Annotated in this window: 16 protein-coding genes; 8 read left to right on the top strand and 8 right to left on the bottom strand. The window is 74.1% G+C overall.

From position 1 onward, the window contains the following. The first annotated feature begins 18 nt into the window (after positions 1–18). Both ACFQZ6_RS32200 and ACFQZ6_RS32195 read left to right on the top strand, forming a co-directional pair. A complete protein-coding gene (locus ACFQZ6_RS32200; protein ID WP_381616375.1) occupies positions 19–588 on the top strand; it encodes a VanZ family protein in 570 nt (189 codons plus the stop codon). Between the two features lie 141 nt (positions 589–729). Further along, entirely contained in the window at positions 730–1,974 is a 1,245-nt protein-coding gene (locus tag ACFQZ6_RS32195) for a ricin-type beta-trefoil lectin domain protein (protein WP_381616372.1), read from the top strand. An 18-nt stretch (positions 1,975–1,992) separates the two neighbouring features. On the opposite strand, the gene ACFQZ6_RS32190 is transcribed toward ACFQZ6_RS32195, so the two are convergent. After that, a complete protein-coding gene (locus ACFQZ6_RS32190) occupies positions 1,993–2,229 on the bottom strand; it encodes a hypothetical protein (RefSeq protein ID WP_381616369.1) in 237 nt (78 codons plus the stop codon). A gap of 159 nt (positions 2,230–2,388) precedes the next feature. Between ACFQZ6_RS32190 and ACFQZ6_RS32185 the strand changes: the two genes are divergently transcribed. The 3 genes from ACFQZ6_RS32185 to ACFQZ6_RS32175 all read left to right on the top strand — a co-directional run bounded on the left by ACFQZ6_RS32185 (position 2,389) and on the right by ACFQZ6_RS32175 (position 5,499). Beyond that, positions 2,389–3,420 carry a PHP domain-containing protein gene (locus tag ACFQZ6_RS32185; RefSeq protein WP_381618821.1) on the top strand — a complete coding sequence of 344 codons (1,032 nt, stop codon included), beginning with the start codon at positions 2,389–2,391 and terminating at the stop codon, positions 3,418–3,420. Positions 3,421–3,481: 61 nt separating this feature from the next. Next, entirely contained in the window at positions 3,482–4,138 is a 657-nt protein-coding gene (locus tag ACFQZ6_RS32180) for an HAD family hydrolase (protein WP_381616367.1), read from the top strand. 326 nt (positions 4,139–4,464) lie between these two features. Continuing rightward, positions 4,465–5,499, top strand: coding sequence for an SDR family oxidoreductase (locus ACFQZ6_RS32175; protein WP_381616364.1), 1,035 nt, complete (start codon positions 4,465–4,467; stop codon positions 5,497–5,499). Between the two features lie 27 nt (positions 5,500–5,526). On the opposite strand, the gene ACFQZ6_RS32170 is transcribed toward ACFQZ6_RS32175, so the two are convergent. The 3 genes from ACFQZ6_RS32170 to ACFQZ6_RS32160 all read right to left on the bottom strand — a co-directional run bounded on the left by ACFQZ6_RS32170 (position 5,527) and on the right by ACFQZ6_RS32160 (position 8,319). Beyond that, positions 5,527–5,811, bottom strand: a complete 285-nt coding sequence (locus ACFQZ6_RS32170) for a hypothetical protein (protein WP_381616361.1) — start codon at positions 5,809–5,811, stop codon at positions 5,527–5,529. A 79-nt stretch (positions 5,812–5,890) separates the two neighbouring features. Further along, the gene (locus ACFQZ6_RS32165; protein WP_381616359.1) at positions 5,891–7,180 is read right to left on the bottom strand and encodes an ROK family transcriptional regulator; all 1,290 of its coding nucleotides are present in this window, start codon (positions 7,178–7,180) and stop codon (positions 5,891–5,893) included. A gap of 131 nt (positions 7,181–7,311) precedes the next feature. After that, positions 7,312–8,319 carry a phosphotransferase family protein gene (locus ACFQZ6_RS32160; RefSeq protein ID WP_381616356.1) on the bottom strand — a complete coding sequence of 336 codons (1,008 nt, stop codon included), beginning with the start codon at positions 8,317–8,319 and terminating at the stop codon, positions 7,312–7,314. A gap of 133 nt (positions 8,320–8,452) precedes the next feature. Here ACFQZ6_RS32160 and ACFQZ6_RS32155 point away from each other — a divergent pair, with 133 nt between their 5' ends. The 3 genes from ACFQZ6_RS32155 (at position 8,453) to ACFQZ6_RS32145 (ending at position 11,414) form a co-directional block, all read left to right on the top strand. After that, complete coding sequence (locus tag ACFQZ6_RS32155) at positions 8,453–8,947, top strand: FBP domain-containing protein (protein WP_381616353.1); 495 nt, start codon at positions 8,453–8,455, stop codon at positions 8,945–8,947. 102 nt (positions 8,948–9,049) lie between these two features. Further along, positions 9,050–10,300: an FUSC family protein gene (locus ACFQZ6_RS32150; protein ID WP_381616350.1), complete on the top strand. Its 1,251-nt coding sequence runs from the start codon at positions 9,050–9,052 to the stop codon at positions 10,298–10,300. 49 nt (positions 10,301–10,349) lie between these two features. Beyond that, a complete protein-coding gene (locus ACFQZ6_RS32145) occupies positions 10,350–11,414 on the top strand; it encodes a hypothetical protein (RefSeq protein WP_381616347.1) in 1,065 nt (354 codons plus the stop codon). A 9-nt stretch (positions 11,415–11,423) separates the two neighbouring features. Here the strand turns inward: ACFQZ6_RS32145 and ACFQZ6_RS32140 are convergent, their stop codons facing one another. From ACFQZ6_RS32140 to ACFQZ6_RS32125, 4 genes are all read right to left on the bottom strand, one after another. Next, a complete protein-coding gene (locus tag ACFQZ6_RS32140; protein ID WP_381616344.1) occupies positions 11,424–12,146 on the bottom strand; it encodes a DUF2470 domain-containing protein in 723 nt (240 codons plus the stop codon). An 85-nt stretch (positions 12,147–12,231) separates the two neighbouring features. Beyond that, entirely contained in the window at positions 12,232–13,068 is an 837-nt protein-coding gene (locus ACFQZ6_RS32135; protein WP_381616341.1) for a pentapeptide repeat-containing protein, read from the bottom strand. Positions 13,069–13,355: 287 nt separating this feature from the next. After that, positions 13,356–14,219: a sigma-70 family RNA polymerase sigma factor gene (locus ACFQZ6_RS32130; protein ID WP_381616338.1), complete on the bottom strand. Its 864-nt coding sequence runs from the start codon at positions 14,217–14,219 to the stop codon at positions 13,356–13,358. A 40-nt stretch (positions 14,220–14,259) separates the two neighbouring features. Beyond that, the gene (locus ACFQZ6_RS32125; protein ID WP_381616335.1) at positions 14,260–15,003 is read right to left on the bottom strand and encodes a PIG-L deacetylase family protein; all 744 of its coding nucleotides are present in this window, start codon (positions 15,001–15,003) and stop codon (positions 14,260–14,262) included. Between the last annotated feature and the right edge of the window lie 16 nt (positions 15,004–15,019).

Here is a 15,019-nt window from a genome sequence, read left to right as displayed (position 1 = left end):
TCCAGACAGGAGGACCGAATGGCCCGTGCGGCCCTGCGTTCCCTCGTACCGTCCCGGCTGCGTCCCGCGAGGCCGCCGGGCGAGTCGGAGCCGGACCCCGCGCCGAAGGCCGCGCCGAAGCCCCGGCGCCGTCTGCTGCCGCTGCTGGCGCGGGTGCTGGCGATGACGGTGGCCTTCGTGTTCATGGTGGCCTTCGCCATCGTGCTGGCCCGGCTGACCCTCCAGCCCTCCCCCGCCTCGGAGGCGCTGACCCACAGCAACCTGCGCCCGGGACGCTCGGTGCGGGCCTACCTCGACCAGCCCGAACTGCGCGACGCCGTCAAGCAGATCGGCGGCAACCTGCTGCTCGGCGTCCCCTTCGGCGTGCTGGTGCCGGTGCTCGCGCCGCGGGCGCGCGGGGTGCTGCGGGTGCTGGCGCTCACCGCGTTCGTCATGCTCCTGGTGGAGCTGGCGCAGGGCGCGATGGTCACCGGGCGCGCCTTCGACATCGACGACGTCATCCTCAACACCGTGGGGGCGCTGGTGGGTTACCTCCTGCTCGGGCGGCGGCTGGGGCGGGCGGTGCACGCGCGCGCGGGCGCCGGTTGAGCCATGGCGGGACCGTGGTCCGTACCAAAGTATTGACGACCCCTTAGTTCACCACTTGAATCAAGGGCAGCGCTCTTCCCGTTCTCACCCCCCACCACAGTCGGCGCCCTGCTCCCGGGGCGCCGTACGGAAGGGAACGCCGTGCCCTCCCCCCGCCTGTCGCGCAGATGCCTGCTGGCCGTGCTGTCCGCCGTACTCGTCGCCGCCGGGGCCGCCGTGCCCGCGAGCGCGGAACCGGCCGCCGCTCCGGCCGCCGTCCAGGCCGTCACCTTCTCGGACACCTTCGACGGTCCCGCCGGGGCGGCGGCCGACTCCTCGAAGTGGCAGATCGAGACCGGCGACAACGTCAACAACCACGAGCGGCAGTACTACACCTCCGGCGCGAAGAACGCCGCGCTCGACGGCCAGGGCCATCTGGTGATCACCGCCCGCCGCGAGAACCCGGCCAACTACCAGTGCTGGTACGGCACCTGCCAGTACACCTCGGCCCGGCTCAACACGGCCGGGAAGTTCACCGCGCAGTACGGGCACGTCGAGGCGCGGATGAGGATCCCGCGGGGGCAGGGCATGTGGCCCGCGTTCTGGATGCTCGGCAACGACCTCGGACAGGTCGGCTGGCCCGACTCCGGTGAGATCGACATCATGGAGAACGTCGGCTTCGAGCCGTCGACGGTGCACGGCACCCTGCACGGCCCCGGCTACTCCGGCTCCGGCGGCATCGGCGCGGGCTACACCCTGCCGGGCGGGCAGGTCTTCGCGGACGCCTTCCACACCTTCGCCGTCGACTGGGCGCCCGACTCGATCACCTGGTCCGTGGACGGCCAGGTCTACCAGCGCCGCACCCCCGCCGACCTGGGCGGCCGGACCTGGGTCTTCAACAAGCCGTTCTTCCTGATCCTGAACCTCGCGGTGGGCGGCTACTGGCCCGGCGACCCGGACGGCTCCACGGTCTTCCCGCAGCAACTGGTCGTGGACCACGTCTCGGTGACCACCAGCGACACCGCGACCGGGGTCGCGATCCGCGGCCTCGCGGGCAAGTGCGTGGACGTGGCCGGGGCGAACTCCGCCAACGGCACCCCCGTACAGCTCTACGACTGCAACGGCACCGCGGCCCAGCGCTGGACGGTCGGCGCGGACGGCACGCTGCGGGCGCTCGGCAAGTGCCTGGACGTCACCAGTAACGGCACGGCGGACGGGTCGACCGTCCAGCTCTGGGACTGCACCGGCGGCGCCAACCAGAAGTGGGTGGTCACGGCCGCGCGCGACATCGTCAACCCGCGGGCCGACAAGTGCCTCGACGTGACCGGGAACGACTCGGCCAACGGCACCCGGCTGCAGATCTGGACCTGCACGGGCGGCGCCAACCAGAAGTGGACGGTCGGCTGAGCGACCGCCGCGGGCGGGTCAGCGCGGGCTCCAGGTGAACTTGTCGCCGCCCACCCAGCGCACCACGTCGGGATCGTCGAGGTCGTGGACCGTGATGCCGAACGCGGCGGCCGTCTCCAGGACGTCGGTGACGGCCTTCGCCGCGCCCACGACCTCGCCGTCTATCTCGACGATGCGGAAGGGCGGCCTGCCCGGCTGGACGCCGAGCACCATGATCCGCGGTTGGGACAGATAGGGGCTCGCGATTTCGGTCATGTCTTAGAGCGTAGGACGCAATCGGGCGAAACGGACCCTCATCGCGCGTAGCCGCCGCTCACCGGCGCCTTCGGGGCCGTGTCCGACGGGGCGGCACCGGCCGTCGTGCGGACCCGGCCGGGCTGGGGAACCCTGGAGGGGCCGGACGTGGAGGTGGCGATGGATCCCGTCGAGGCGCTGGAGCGGATCGCCTTCCTGCTGGAGCGGTCCCTGGCACCGACGTACCGGGTGCGCGCGTTCCGCACCGCGGCCCGCACCCTGTCGGCGCTGCCCACGGACGAGGTGCGGCAGCGGGCGGAGGCCGGGTCCCTGGAGTCCCTGCGCGGGGTGGGCCCGAAGACGGCCCAGGTGGCCCGCGAGGCGCTCGCCGGAGAGGTGCCCGGGTACCTGGCGAAGCTGGCGGCCGAGGCCGGTCGGCCCCCCGAGGGCCCCGGGGCGGGGCTGCGGGCGCTGCTGCGCGGGGACTGCCACACCCACTCGGACTGGTCCGACGGCGGCAGCCCGATCGAGGAGATGGGCCGGACCGCCGCCGCGCTGGGCCACGAGTGGGCCGCGCTGACCGACCACTCGCCGCGGCTGACGGTGGCGCGCGGGCTCAGCCCGGACCGGCTGCGCGAGCAGCTCGACGTGGTCGCCGCGCTCAACGCCGACTGGGCGCCGTTCCGGCTGCTCACCGGCATCGAGTGCGACATCCTCGACGACGGCTCGCTCGACCAGGAGCCGGAGCTGCTGGAGCGGCTCGACGTGGTCGTGGTGTCCGTCCACTCCAAGCTGCGCATGGACGCGCGGGCGATGACCCGCCGCATGGTACGGGCGGTACGCGATCCGCACGCCGACGTCCTCGGGCACTGCACCGGACGGCTGGTGACCGGGCGCGGTCGGCCGCAGTCGCGGTTCGACGCGGACGAGGTGTTCGCGGCGTGCGCCGAGTCCGGCACCGCGGTCGAGGTCAACAGCCGCCCGGAGCGGCTCGACCCGCCGCGCGCCCTGCTGCGCCGGGCCGTCGCCGCGGGGACGCTGTTCGCCGTGGACACCGACGCGCACGCGCCGGGCCAGCTCGACTGGCAGATCCTCGGCTGCGCGCGGGCCGAGGAGTGCGGGGTGCCCGCGGACCGGGTGGTGACCACCTGGACCGCGGACGAGCTGCTGGCCTGGACGAGGCAGGGCGAGGTGCCCGAGCGCGCTCGGTAGCGGCGGGACGGGGTACTCGGGTCGCAGCCGGACGCCTACGGTCGAAGGGAGACCGCCACCCATGGAACGCGCCGCCGTGTTCGACGTGGACGGGACGCTCGTGGACACCAACCACCTCCATGTGACGACCTGGTGGGAGGCGCTGCGGCAGGCCGGACACCGGGTCCCGATGCACGCCGTGCACCGCGCGGTCGGCCTCGGCTCCGACGACCTGGTCGCGCACCTGCTCGGCGAGGACCGGGACCGCTACCAGGACGAGGAGATCAGCGCCGCGCACAAGGCCCTGTACGGGCAGTACTTCGACCGGCTGCCGCCGCTGCCCGACGCGGGCCGCCTGCTGCACCGGCTGCACGAGGACGGGTGGGCCGTGGTGCTGGCCACCTCGGCGGGCGGTCCCGAACTGGCGGCGCTGCGCCGGGCGATCGACGCCGACGACGCGATCACGGCCACCGCCAGCGCCGACGACGTCAGCGCGGGCAAGCCCGCGCCCGAGCCGGTGGAGCACGCCCTGGAGCTGGCCGGGGCGCCCGCCGACCACTCGGTGTTCGTCGGCGACACGGTGTGGGACATGCGCGCGGGCACCCGCGCCGGGGTGCGCTGCGTGGGCGTGCTGTGCGGCGGCATCCCCCGCGCCGACCTGGTGGCGGCGGGCGCCGAGGTGGTCTACGACGACCCCGCACACCTGCTGGCCGCACTGCCGGAGAGCCCGTTCGCCTGAGAATCACAGGCGAGTGACGCAAGTCACCTGAGATTGTGCCGCACCCCGGAACACCGCAGGGGGGTTCCCCGTTGAAGAGACCGTGGGTGTGGATGGGACAGTGTCCCCGGGCCTCACCTTTTGCCCACAGGGACGATCGTTCGGCTGAAGCCCTGTGGAGCCTTTCGCCGAGAGGCGACCGCCATCCGCACCCACACCCAAGGCCGCCCCGACCGCGATCCCCCCCGTCCGGTCGGGGCTTTTTCCTGCCCGGCCCGGGGTGCCCGCCGCCGCGCCCGGGGTACTCGGCCCTTCCGCCCGGAGCGTACGGCCGAGAGGAGCCGACAGTGAGCAGCAGCGCAGGGGGCAGCAGGATCGTCGTCACGGGCGCCACCGGCAACGTCGGCACCAGCGTGGTACGCCTGCTGTCGGAGGACCCCGAGGTCGGGTCGGTGCTGGGGCTGGCCCGGCGGATACCCGACTGGGAGCCGCCGAAGACGGAGTGGGCCGGGGTCGACCAGGCCTCCGAGCGGAGCGACCTGGCCGCCCACTTCGAGGGCGCCGACGCCGTGATCCACCTCGCCTGGGCGTTCCAGCCCACCCACGACCCGGCCACCACCTGGCGGACCAACGTGCTCGGCGGGCTGCGGGTGTTCGACGCGGTGGCCGCGGCGGGCGTGCCGACGCTGGTGCACGCCTCCTCGGTCGGGGCGTACTCGCCGGGCCCGAAGGAGCACGCGGTGGACGAGTCCTGGCCGACGCACGGCTGGCCGGACGCCGCGTACTGCCGGGAGAAGGCGTATCTGGAGCGGGCCCTGGACACCTTCGAGCGCGCCCAGCCGCAGGTGCGGGTGGTGCGGATGCGGCCCGCGTTCCTCTTCAAGCGGGAGTCGGCCAGCGAACAGCGCCGGATCTTCGGCGGCCGGTTCCTGCCGGGCCCGCTGGCCCGGCCTGAGCTGCTGCCCTTCCTGCCGGACGTCCCCGGGTTGCGGGTGCAGGCCCTGCACACCGACGACGCGGCGCGGGCGTACCTGGCGGCGCTGCGCGCGGACGTGCGGGGCGCCTTCAACCTCGCCGCGGACCCGCCCGTGGACGCGGAGGTGCTGGGTGAGCTGCTCGGCACGGAGCGGCGGGTGCGGCTGCCGCGCGGCGCCGCCCGCTCGGCGATCGCCGCCGCGTGGGGGCTGCGGTTGCTGCCCGCCTCGCCGCACCTGTTCGACGCGGTGCTGCGGCTGCCGCTGATGGACTGCTCCCGGGCCCACACCGAGCTGGACTGGCGTCCGGAGCGTACGGCGACGGAGGTGCTGGAGGAGTTCCTCCAGGGGCTCCAGCAAGGCGCGGGCGCCCCGACGGAGCCGATGCGGGGCCGCAAGGTCGGCTGAATCCCGACCAGGACCGTCCCTGGGCTCCTAGCCCGACGACTCGTCGGGCGTCGGGTGCTCGGGGTGCACGGTCGCACCGTGCGCGGCGCCCTCGCGGCCGGTGCCCGCCTCGTCGGTGTCGGGTACGTCGTGGGAGGAGCCCGTGGACTCCGTCTCCTGACCCTCCTGACCGCTGTCGTCGGTGCCGGGGTCGGCCTCGCGCGGGTCGACGTCCCAGTGGTCGTCGCCCGCTCCGCTGAGCTGGTCCTGCATGTCGCGGGGTACGGGGTCGCCGCCGTTCTCGCCGGGTGCCTCGTTGCGGTGCATGGCCACGCTGGTCTCCCTCCGTGCGGCCACCCGCCCCAGGCGGGTGACGAACCGGGCGGGTACCTTCCTGACCAGGGCCGAAACCTCAGCCCGGCGTCCGCTCCCGCAGCGCCGCGCGCCAGGCGGGCGGCTGCCCCTCGGGGGCTGGTTCGGGGCGGCGGCCACCGCGCGCGAAGAAGTCCGCGAGCGGCAGGATCGCGGCGCCGACGGTGACCGCGTCGGGGCCGAGCGTGCCCAGCTCGATGGTGACCTTCTCGGCGGGGTGGCGCAGCGCGTAGGCGGTGGCGTGGCGGCGTACGGCGGGCAGGAACCCGGTGCCGAGCTGGAGCCCGGCCCAGCCGCCGATGAGGATGCGCTCCGGCTGGAAGAGGTTGATCAGGTCGGAGAGCCCGGCGCCCAGGTACTCGGCGGTCTCCTCCAGCACGGTGTGCGCGACGGGGTCGACGTCCGGGCCCCGGTCGGGGTGGGCGGCGGCGAGCATCGCGGTGAGCGCGGTCTCCTCGTCGACGCCCTCCGGGGGGTGTCCGCCGCCCTCGCGCCAGCGCTCAAGGAGCGACTCGGCCCCGGCGTACGCCTCCAGGCAGCCGAGGGCGCCGCAGCGGCAGCGGCGCCCCCTGACCCGTACGGTCAGGTGCCCCCACTCCACGGCCCGGCCCTGGGAGACGTCGGCGGTGACCAGGCAGGCGCCGACGCCGGAGCCGAAGAGGACGACGGCGGCGTTGCGGGCGCCCCGGCCGCCGCCGAACCACATCTCGGCCTGGCCGAGCGTCTTGGCGCCGTTGTCGATGAAGCAGGCGACGGTGTCGGGGAGCCCGGCGGCGGAGCGCAGCAGGGACTCCAGCGGCACGGCGTCCCAGCCGATGGTCTGGCCGTGCACGACGGCGCCCCGGTCGGGGGTGCGTTCGACGATGCCGGGGACGCCGATGCCGACGCCGAGGAGCTGGTCGGGGGTGATGCCGGTGGCGGCGAGCACCTCGGTGACGCCGTCCCGGATGTGGCCGACGATCACCTCGACGTCGTAGCCCTGGTCGGCCAGGGGGCGTTCGGCGCGGGCGAGTTCGGTGAGGGCGAGGTCGAACAGCTCGATGCGGACCCGGGTCTCACCGACGTCCACGCCGATCATGTGGCCGCTGCCGGGCGCGACCCGGAGCAGGGTGCGGGGACGTCCGCCGTCGGAGTCGACGCTGCCCGCCTCCTCCAGCAGTCCGTCGGCGATCAGGTCGGCGACGACGTTGCTGACGGAGCCGGAGCTGAGGCCGGTGGCCGGGCCCAGCTCGAAGCGGCTGAGGGGGCCGTCGAAGTAGAGCCGCTGCAGTACGGCCGTGCGGTTGGCCCGCCGCAGATCGCGTACCGTGCGCCCGTTGCGCTCCGCCATGTGGCTCCTTTCGACCCCGGCCCGACCGGCGAACCCCGCCCGACCTGCGACCTACCGCCCTGGCCGGTCGTACGCGATATTACTCCAACCCTTAATTCATGTGATGAACGAAGCACCGGTCCAGATCGTTCTCACGGGGTCAGCTCCTCGATCTCGGCCAGCGCCGCGAGGAGTTCCGGGTCGACCATCTGCCGCACCCACGCCTCGTGCTCCTCGCCCACGGCGCGCGGCACGGTCTCGGTGAGCATGATCATGTAGAGGTAGGCGCGGTAGAGGGCGAGCCGGAGGCTGGCCGGACGGTCGAAGTCGGCCCGCCCTCCGGCCTCCCGGTAGCCCGCGAGGAACGCCTCGTCCTTGCGGATGTCACCGAGCAGCGCCAGGGAGACGAAGTCGGCCGCCGGATCGCCCCAGAACATGCGCTCGCCGTCGATGAGGCCGCTGACGCGGGGCGCCCCCGAGGAGCGGTCGACGAGGATGTTGCCGGGCCAGAGGTCGAAGTGGACCAGGCACGGCTCCGTCACCTCCTCCAGCGCGCCCCCGGCGGCCCGGACGGCGAGGGCGATCTCGTCGACGGGGCGGGGCAGCCGGGCCCGGTAGTGGCGGGCGTCGTCGAGGACGGCGTCGAACATCGCGGTGAACGCGGTGCGCCAGTCGGCGGCGAGCGGGCCGAGGGCGCCGGAGGGGTAGCCGAAGCCGGGCCCGGTGACGCGGTGCAGCCGGGCCACCGCCCGGCCCAGCTCGGCGCGCAGGGCGCCCTGCTCGGTGGCGTTCAGGGCCCCGTCGTCCCAGGTCGTGCCCGGACAGGCGGTCATCAGCAGGTACGGCACGTCGGCCGCCGGGCCGGACAGCGCCAGGACGCGCGGCGCCGGTACGTCGGCCTGGGCGGCCCCGCGGTAGAACTCGGCCTCCCCGACCAGGAGCCGCCGCTCGTACCGCAGCCCGGGCACGGTCGGCGCGGGCGGGACCTTCAGCACGTACCGGCCGCCGTCCGCGAGGCGCAGTTCCTCCACCGCGTTGTAGGTGCCGCCGGTGAGCGGCGTCACCCCGGTGAGCCGGTCGGCGGGCAGGCCCGCCGCGCCCAGGATGGTCCGGGCCCTTCCCCAGGAGTCCACCGCCATGTCCCGCCCCTCCCCCGTCATGGCCCCAGCCTACGGAAACCGCGGCCCGCGGGCCGGAAATTCGTTCGCCCCCGTCAGTGTTCTCCGAATACCTTAGGAATCTGCCTAGGAGCCCTAGGTAGTACCCAGCGAAGTGCACACCCCCGGAGAACCCATGAAACCGCTCACCGAGCAGGACATCCGCGCCTCCTTCATCAACTGCTCGAAGGGCGAGGCCAAGCGGCTCGCCGTCCCCCGTGACCTCGGCGAACGTCCCTGGGAGGATCTCGACTTCCTCGGCTGGCGCGACCCCGGGGCACCCGACCGCAGCTACCTGGTCACCGAGCGGGACGGCCGGACCGTCGGCGTGACCCTGCGCTTCCCGCCGCCGCAGCGCGGTTTCCTGCACCGCAGCCTGTGCTCGCTCTGCCTGACGGGGCACCCACGCGGCGGGGTCGCCCTGATGACCGCGCGCAAGGCGGGCGCGGCGGGCCGCGAGGGCAACTCCATCGGCCTGTACATGTGCGCCGACCTAGCCTGCTCGCTGTACGTCCGCGGCAAGAAGGTCCCCGAGAACGGCACCCGCCTGGACGAGAGCCTCACCCTGGACGAGCAGATCGCCCGCACGACGGGCAACCTCACCGCCTTCCTCGACAAGCTCTTCGCCTGAGCCTTCCCGGACAGGCTTCCTCGCCTGACGCACCCGGCGGACCGTACGCCCGAGTTGCGGCGATACGTTCGATACGGGGTGTGACGGGGAACAGCCCAAGGGATGCGAGTGGTAAGTGAGTGGCCGCAGTCCCTTGTCCGCGCGGCGAAGCGGAGCCGGGAGCCCGTCGTCGTCCAGGCGCTGCGGTCGACGTTCGCGGCGACGATCTCCTACGTCATCGCCGTCCAGCTCAGTCCCGAGGCCGCGCCGCTGACGGCGCCGCTGACCGCGCTGCTGGTCGTCCAGGTCACCCTGTTCGCCACCCTCACCAACGGCGTCCGCCGGGTGAACGCGGTGGTGGCGGGCGTCCTGGTGGCCATCGCGTTCAGCCTGCTGGTGGGTCTGACCTGGTGGAGCCTGGGGCTGCTGATCCTCGCCTCGCTGGCGGTCGGGCACCTGGTGCGGGTCGACGAGTACGTGCCCGAGGTGGCGATCAGCGCGATGCTGGTGCTCGGCGTGACCACCCACGGGGAGTACGCGTGGGCGCGGGTCCTGGAGACGCTGATCGGCGCCTTCGTCGGCCTGGGCACCAACGTGCTGCTGCCGCCGCCGGTGTGGACCGGGGAGGCGGGCGCGTCGATCGAGGGGCTGGCGCGGCGGCTGCGGCAGATGATGCTGCGCATCGGGGAGCAGGCCGCCGACCGCACCCCCTTCGCGCTGGCCGCCGAGCGGCTGCACGAGGCGCGCCGCCTCGACCACGACATCGTCCAGGTGGACGCGGCGCTGCGGCAGGCGGAGGACAGCCTGCGGCTCAACCCGCGCGTGCGCGAGGGGCTGCTGCACCGGGTGGTGCTGCGCACCGGCCTGGACACGCTGGAGATCTGCACGGTGGTCCTGCGGGTGCTCGCCCGCACCCTCACCGACATGGCGAAGGAACGCGAACCCGAGCCGCTGTTCGAGCGGGAGACCGGTCTCGTCGTGCAGCAGGTGCTGTCCGAGATCGCCGACGCCGTGGTCAGCTTCGCCGTGCTGGTCACCACCCATGTCAGCGCCAACGCCGAGTCGGCGGAGGCGCGGCTCACCGCCGAGCTGAACACCGCGGCGGCCACCCGCGACAAGCTGGCCCAGCTCCTCCTCGACGAGGTGCGGCGCGACGCCCCGCAGTGGCAACTGCACGGCGCCGTGCTCACCGAGGTCAACCGCATCCTGGACGAGATGGACACCGAGCACCGCTCGCGCCGTCTGCTGGAGGAGCTGGACCGCTGCTCGCGGGAGCAGCGCGAGCGGATGCCGCGGCTGACCCGGTTCCAGGAGTGGCTGGGACGGCTGCCCCGACGCCGGAACCGCACCGCCTCCCGCCGACGTTCTCTGTGAGGAGGCCGCCCGCGGGCGGCGGGGGCACCAGCGCGAGGAGAGCGGACGGATGACGGCGAGTGGCGTGCGGGTCGACGGGAACACACTGCGGCTGCCGGGCGGGGTGGCGGTGCGGTTCATCCGCACGCTGCGGCTGCCGGAGAAGGGCACCCACGCGCTGCCGCCGGGCCTGGGCGAGTTCCCGGTGCGCCGGGTGGCGGACTACCCGGACACCGTGCCCGCCAAGTGGCGGGCGCGCGGCGGGGTGATGCTGCCGGTGTACCTGCGCGAGGCGATGTGGCTGAGCTTCGCGGGCACCGTGGAGCCCGCCGCGCTCCAGGTCGGCGTGGGCAAGGTGTGCGCGGTCTCGGGCAGGCCGTGGAGCGACCGGCTCACCCGGCGCCCGCAGAACTACGTGGTGCTGCCGCGCCAGCCGTGGCTGGACGGCATCAACTCCGGCAAGGGCACGGTCCGGCAGTTCGTGGCGGTGCCGCTCGGACTGGGCGCGACGGTGGAGGGCCAGGTCACCGGCGAGGAGACCTGGGGCGGCGTCCAGCTCCAGGCGTTCCCGCTGAACGACACGGTGCTGGCCGGGTGGCGGGAGGAGCAGCGGCGCCGGGCGGCGGCGGTGGCGCGGATGCCCCAGGCGCCGGGGGCGACGGGCGCGGCGTACGGCGGCGCGATACCGGCGGCCCCGCAGATGGCGGCGCCGGGGGCGGCCCCGGCGGGCGGCGCGCCGCGTCCCCGGGCCGCGGCGGCGATGGGTCTCGGGGGGGGCGGCTCGATGCGGCAGGAGGTCTACCAGGACGACCGGCCGCTCTCCGACTGGGCGACGGCCCCGGCCGGGCGGGTCTTCGTGCACCTGGTGACCCCGCCCGAGTGGCGCCGCATCACCGGCGAGGCCCCGCCCCCGTCCCCGGTGGACCGGGCGGCGTACACCGCGGCCGGGCTGCCCTGGTACGACTACTACGACGCGGACGCCGACGACCTCGCGCCCACCGACCCGCTCACCGCGGTGCGGCCGGTCGGTGACTGGCTCGGTGACGACCACGAGCCGTGGCAGGAGCCCGCCCCGCACCAGGTGCACCCGCTGGGCGACGCGCCGGGCAAGCCCGTGCAGGACGGCGACTGGTAGGGGGTCGGTTCAGCCGTCGCCGTCCGCGCGCCGCCGGTGCAGGGCGCGCGGGCAGTCCCCGCTCGCCTGCGAGAGCAGCACGTGCACGCGCTCGGTGAGCTGGGCGACGGTGTCGGCGGGCGTGTGGAACGGCAGCCGTACGTCGCCGTGGGCGCGGCGGCGTTCGATGCGCAGGGTCAGTCCGTGCCGGTCGACGGCGAGCGGCTGGACGCGGGTCGCGCCGAGCAGGCTGCCGGGCTCCACGAGCCGAGTGAGCCGTTCGACGGCGTCGCCGTGGCGGTCCGCGAGATGGGTGAGCAGCCCGGCCTCGGCGGTGGCGAGCGGGTCGGGCGCGGCGGCGGTGAACTCGTCGAGGCCGATGAGCGTGGCGCCGGAGCGCTGCCGCAGGACGACGCGGGTGGGCCGGAAGACGAGGTGGCCCTCGGCGAGGGAGAACCAGCCCGCGATCCACAGCCGGGCCCGGATCCGCTGGCGCACGGGCACGGGGGCGACGTCCGCGAACTCCAGCACGGCGGAGGGTTCACCGCGCGGGGCGCACAGGGCGACCGCGAGCAGCGCGCTGTCCTCGGGCACGTCCAGCAGGACGCGACCGTCGTCGTCCACGGTGTGCGCGCCGATGAGTTCCTCGCGGACGCCCTCGGTGGCCACGGAGCACGACCACGCGGTGGCGAGCACCGAGCGGGCGTGTTCCGCCGTGGCGGGGGCGGCCGTCCAGACCTGGCTGTCACCCATGCACCCATCCTCCTCATTAGGTAAGCCTTGCCTAACCTACCGAAGATCGAGGAGTACGCCAACCGGACCCCGCCGTGTTCCCGCCCTACGGCGTCCAGTGCGCGGGCGCTCGCACCGTCCCCGGCAGCCGGGTGCCCGCGCTCCCCCGGGCCGCGGTGACCTGGGGCTGGGTGAGGAAGAGGGCGCCGGTCAGATCCGCGTCACCGAGGTCGGCGTCGCGCAGGTCGGCACCGAGGAGGTCCGCGCCGCGCAGATCGGCGCCGCTCAGGTCGGCGGCGATGAGGTAGGCACCGCGCAGGCTCACCCCGCGCAGGTCGGTGCCCTTGAGCCGGGCGCCCATCAGATCGGCGCCCCTGCGGTCCCTCCGCCGCCCGCGCACGTCCGCCCGCGCCAGCTCGCTCACCCGCGTCAGCAGGTCCCCGACCCGCTGCCGGTGCGGCCCCACGTCCAGCGCGACGAGTTCCTCCGCCGTCTTCCGGGTGAGGCCCTCGGTCTCCTCCAGCACCCGGCGCACCTCAGCGTGCAGCGGCCGGGCGGCGGCCAGCGCCAGCGCCTCGGTCAAGTAGGAGAGCAGCTCGTGCAGTTGCCGTACGACCGGGAAGACGTCGAACATCAGCCGGGCGTGCGCACGGGAGGCGGCACGCCAGTCGCGCCCGGCGAACGTCACCTGGGAGACGTGCTGACCGGCGCCGAAACAGTCATAGACCGTGCAGCCGTTGAACCCCGTCTCCCGCAACCGGGCGTGAATCCGGCACCGGTGGTCCTCGGCGAGGTTCGGACAGGGCGTCCCGGCGTCCTTGTTCCGGGCGAAGTCGGCGGAGGCGGTGAAGGGCAGGGCGACACAGCACAGGCCGAAGCAGTTGACGCAGTCCCCGCGCAGCGCGGCGGCCCCCGTTACGGGACCACCCGGTTGTTCTTGCATGAGAACCACCCTAAACGGCGGCCCGGACCCGAAACCTCACCGATGAGATCCGCGCCTTGTGGGGGTCCTCTCATCCCACCGAAAACAACCTGCGCTACCACTGAGCATGACACCGAAGGGCAGGACCCCCCGTCCCGCTGCGAGGAGACCACCATGTGCACCCACCAGCCCCCGTGCCCCACCTCCGAGAGCCCCGACCTTCCCCAAGCTCTCCCCGACGGCCGAGCCGTCGCCCCGCACCGCGCCGAGGGCACGCTGACGGTGGCCGCCTGACCCGCGCCGTCAGCTCACGTCAGGACGCCCAGGCGGTGGAGGCGGTCGGGATCGGCGACGATGTACATCTCGGTGATGCGGCCGTCGGCGATGGTGACCCCGAGGAGGGAGACGGGCTTGCCGTCGACCAGGGCGAGGGCGCCCACGCCGTCGTTGACCCGCACCAGGCGCTCGTCCAGGCCCAGCTGGCGGAACCGCATCGCCTGGCCCGCGATCCTGGTGGCGCCGCGCAGGAGTTGGGACACCGTGCCCTCGTCGGCGCGCAGGACCGCGTCCGGGTGGAGCACGGCGACCAGCGCCTCGAAGTCGCCGCCGCGGGAGGCGGCGAGGAAGGCTTCGAGGACCTCCTTCTGGCGGGTGACGTCGCGCTCCGGGGCCGGGGCGGCGTTCTGGACCCGGCGGCGGGCGCGGCTGGCCAGTTGGCGGGTGGCGGTCGAGGTGCGCTCCACGATGGGCGCGATGTCGTCGAAGGGCACGGCGAACATGTCGTGCAGGACGAACGCCAGTCGCTCGGCCGGTTCCAGGGTGTCCAGGACGACGAGGAGGGCGAGTCCGACGGAGTCCCCGATCAACGCCTCCCGCTCGGGGTCGACGTGGTCAAGCTCGCTGACGACGGGGTCGGGGACGTATGCCTCCATGGGCTGCTCGCGGCGGGCGGCCCGGGAGCGCAGCATGTTCAGGCAGACCCGTCCGGCCACCGTCGTCAGCCAGCCGCCGAGGTTGCGCACCTCACTGACGTCGGCGCCGCTGTAGCGCAGCCAGGTCTCCTGTACGGCGTCGTCCGCCTCGGTCAGTGAGCCGAGCATCCGGTAGGCCACCGCGCGCAGTTGGCCGCGGTGCTCCTCGAAGCGGTCCGCCAGCGCCTCGGTGTCGTGCACGTTCGTCTCCCCCTGTTGTGGTGTGCGTCGGCTCGCGGTGTCAGCGGCTGAACAGTTCGAAGGCCACGGCCGGGACGCCGCCGAAGCGCTCCCCCGTCGACCTGGCGTTCCCCGTCAGGAACGAGCGGACGTACGCCTCCGGTTCCTCGTCCGTCAACGCCTCTATGTACGCGCGGTGTTCCAGCAGGGAGCGCACCGCCCGCTCCAGGCCCGCCGTGGCGTCCACCGCGTGGGTCGGGGTGCTGGAACCGGCGACCGCGACCCAGCGCACGCCGTTCCAGGGGGCGAGGCCGCGCTCGGTCAGCTCGGGGAAGATCCAGCGGTTGCCCGCGTCGCCCACCGCGTCCAGGGTGGCCCGGCCCACGGCCACGTGGTCGGGGGTGTTCCAGGCGACGCCGCCCCAGGTGTCCCGGTGGTTCAGGGTGATCACCAGCTCGGGGCGGTGGCGGCGCACGGCGGCGGCGATGTCGCGGCGCAGCGGGACGCCGTACTCGATGACGCCGTCGCGGTGGTCGAGGAACTCCACCTCCGTGACGCCGACGACCGCCGCGCTCGCCCGCTGCTCGCGCTCCCGCAGCGGGCCGCACTCGGCGGGCGCGAGCGTGTCGATGCCCGCCTCGCCGCGGGTCGCCAGCACGTACGTCACCTCGCGGCCCTCGTCGGTCCACTGGGCGATGGCCGCCGAGCAGCCGTACTCCAGGTCGTCCGGGTGGGCGACCACCGCGAGGGCGCGGCGCCAGTCGTCGGGCATGGGCTTGAGCTGGGGCGGCGTCGGCTCGGTCATGTCCGCAGACTAACCG

The organism is Streptomyces flavalbus (assembly GCF_042674625.1).
Lineage (GTDB): Bacteria > Actinomycetota > Actinomycetes > Streptomycetales > Streptomycetaceae > Streptomyces > Streptomyces flavalbus.
The sequence above is the reverse complement of the archived record's forward strand: the minus strand, read 5'-3'. Positions and strand labels throughout refer to the sequence as shown.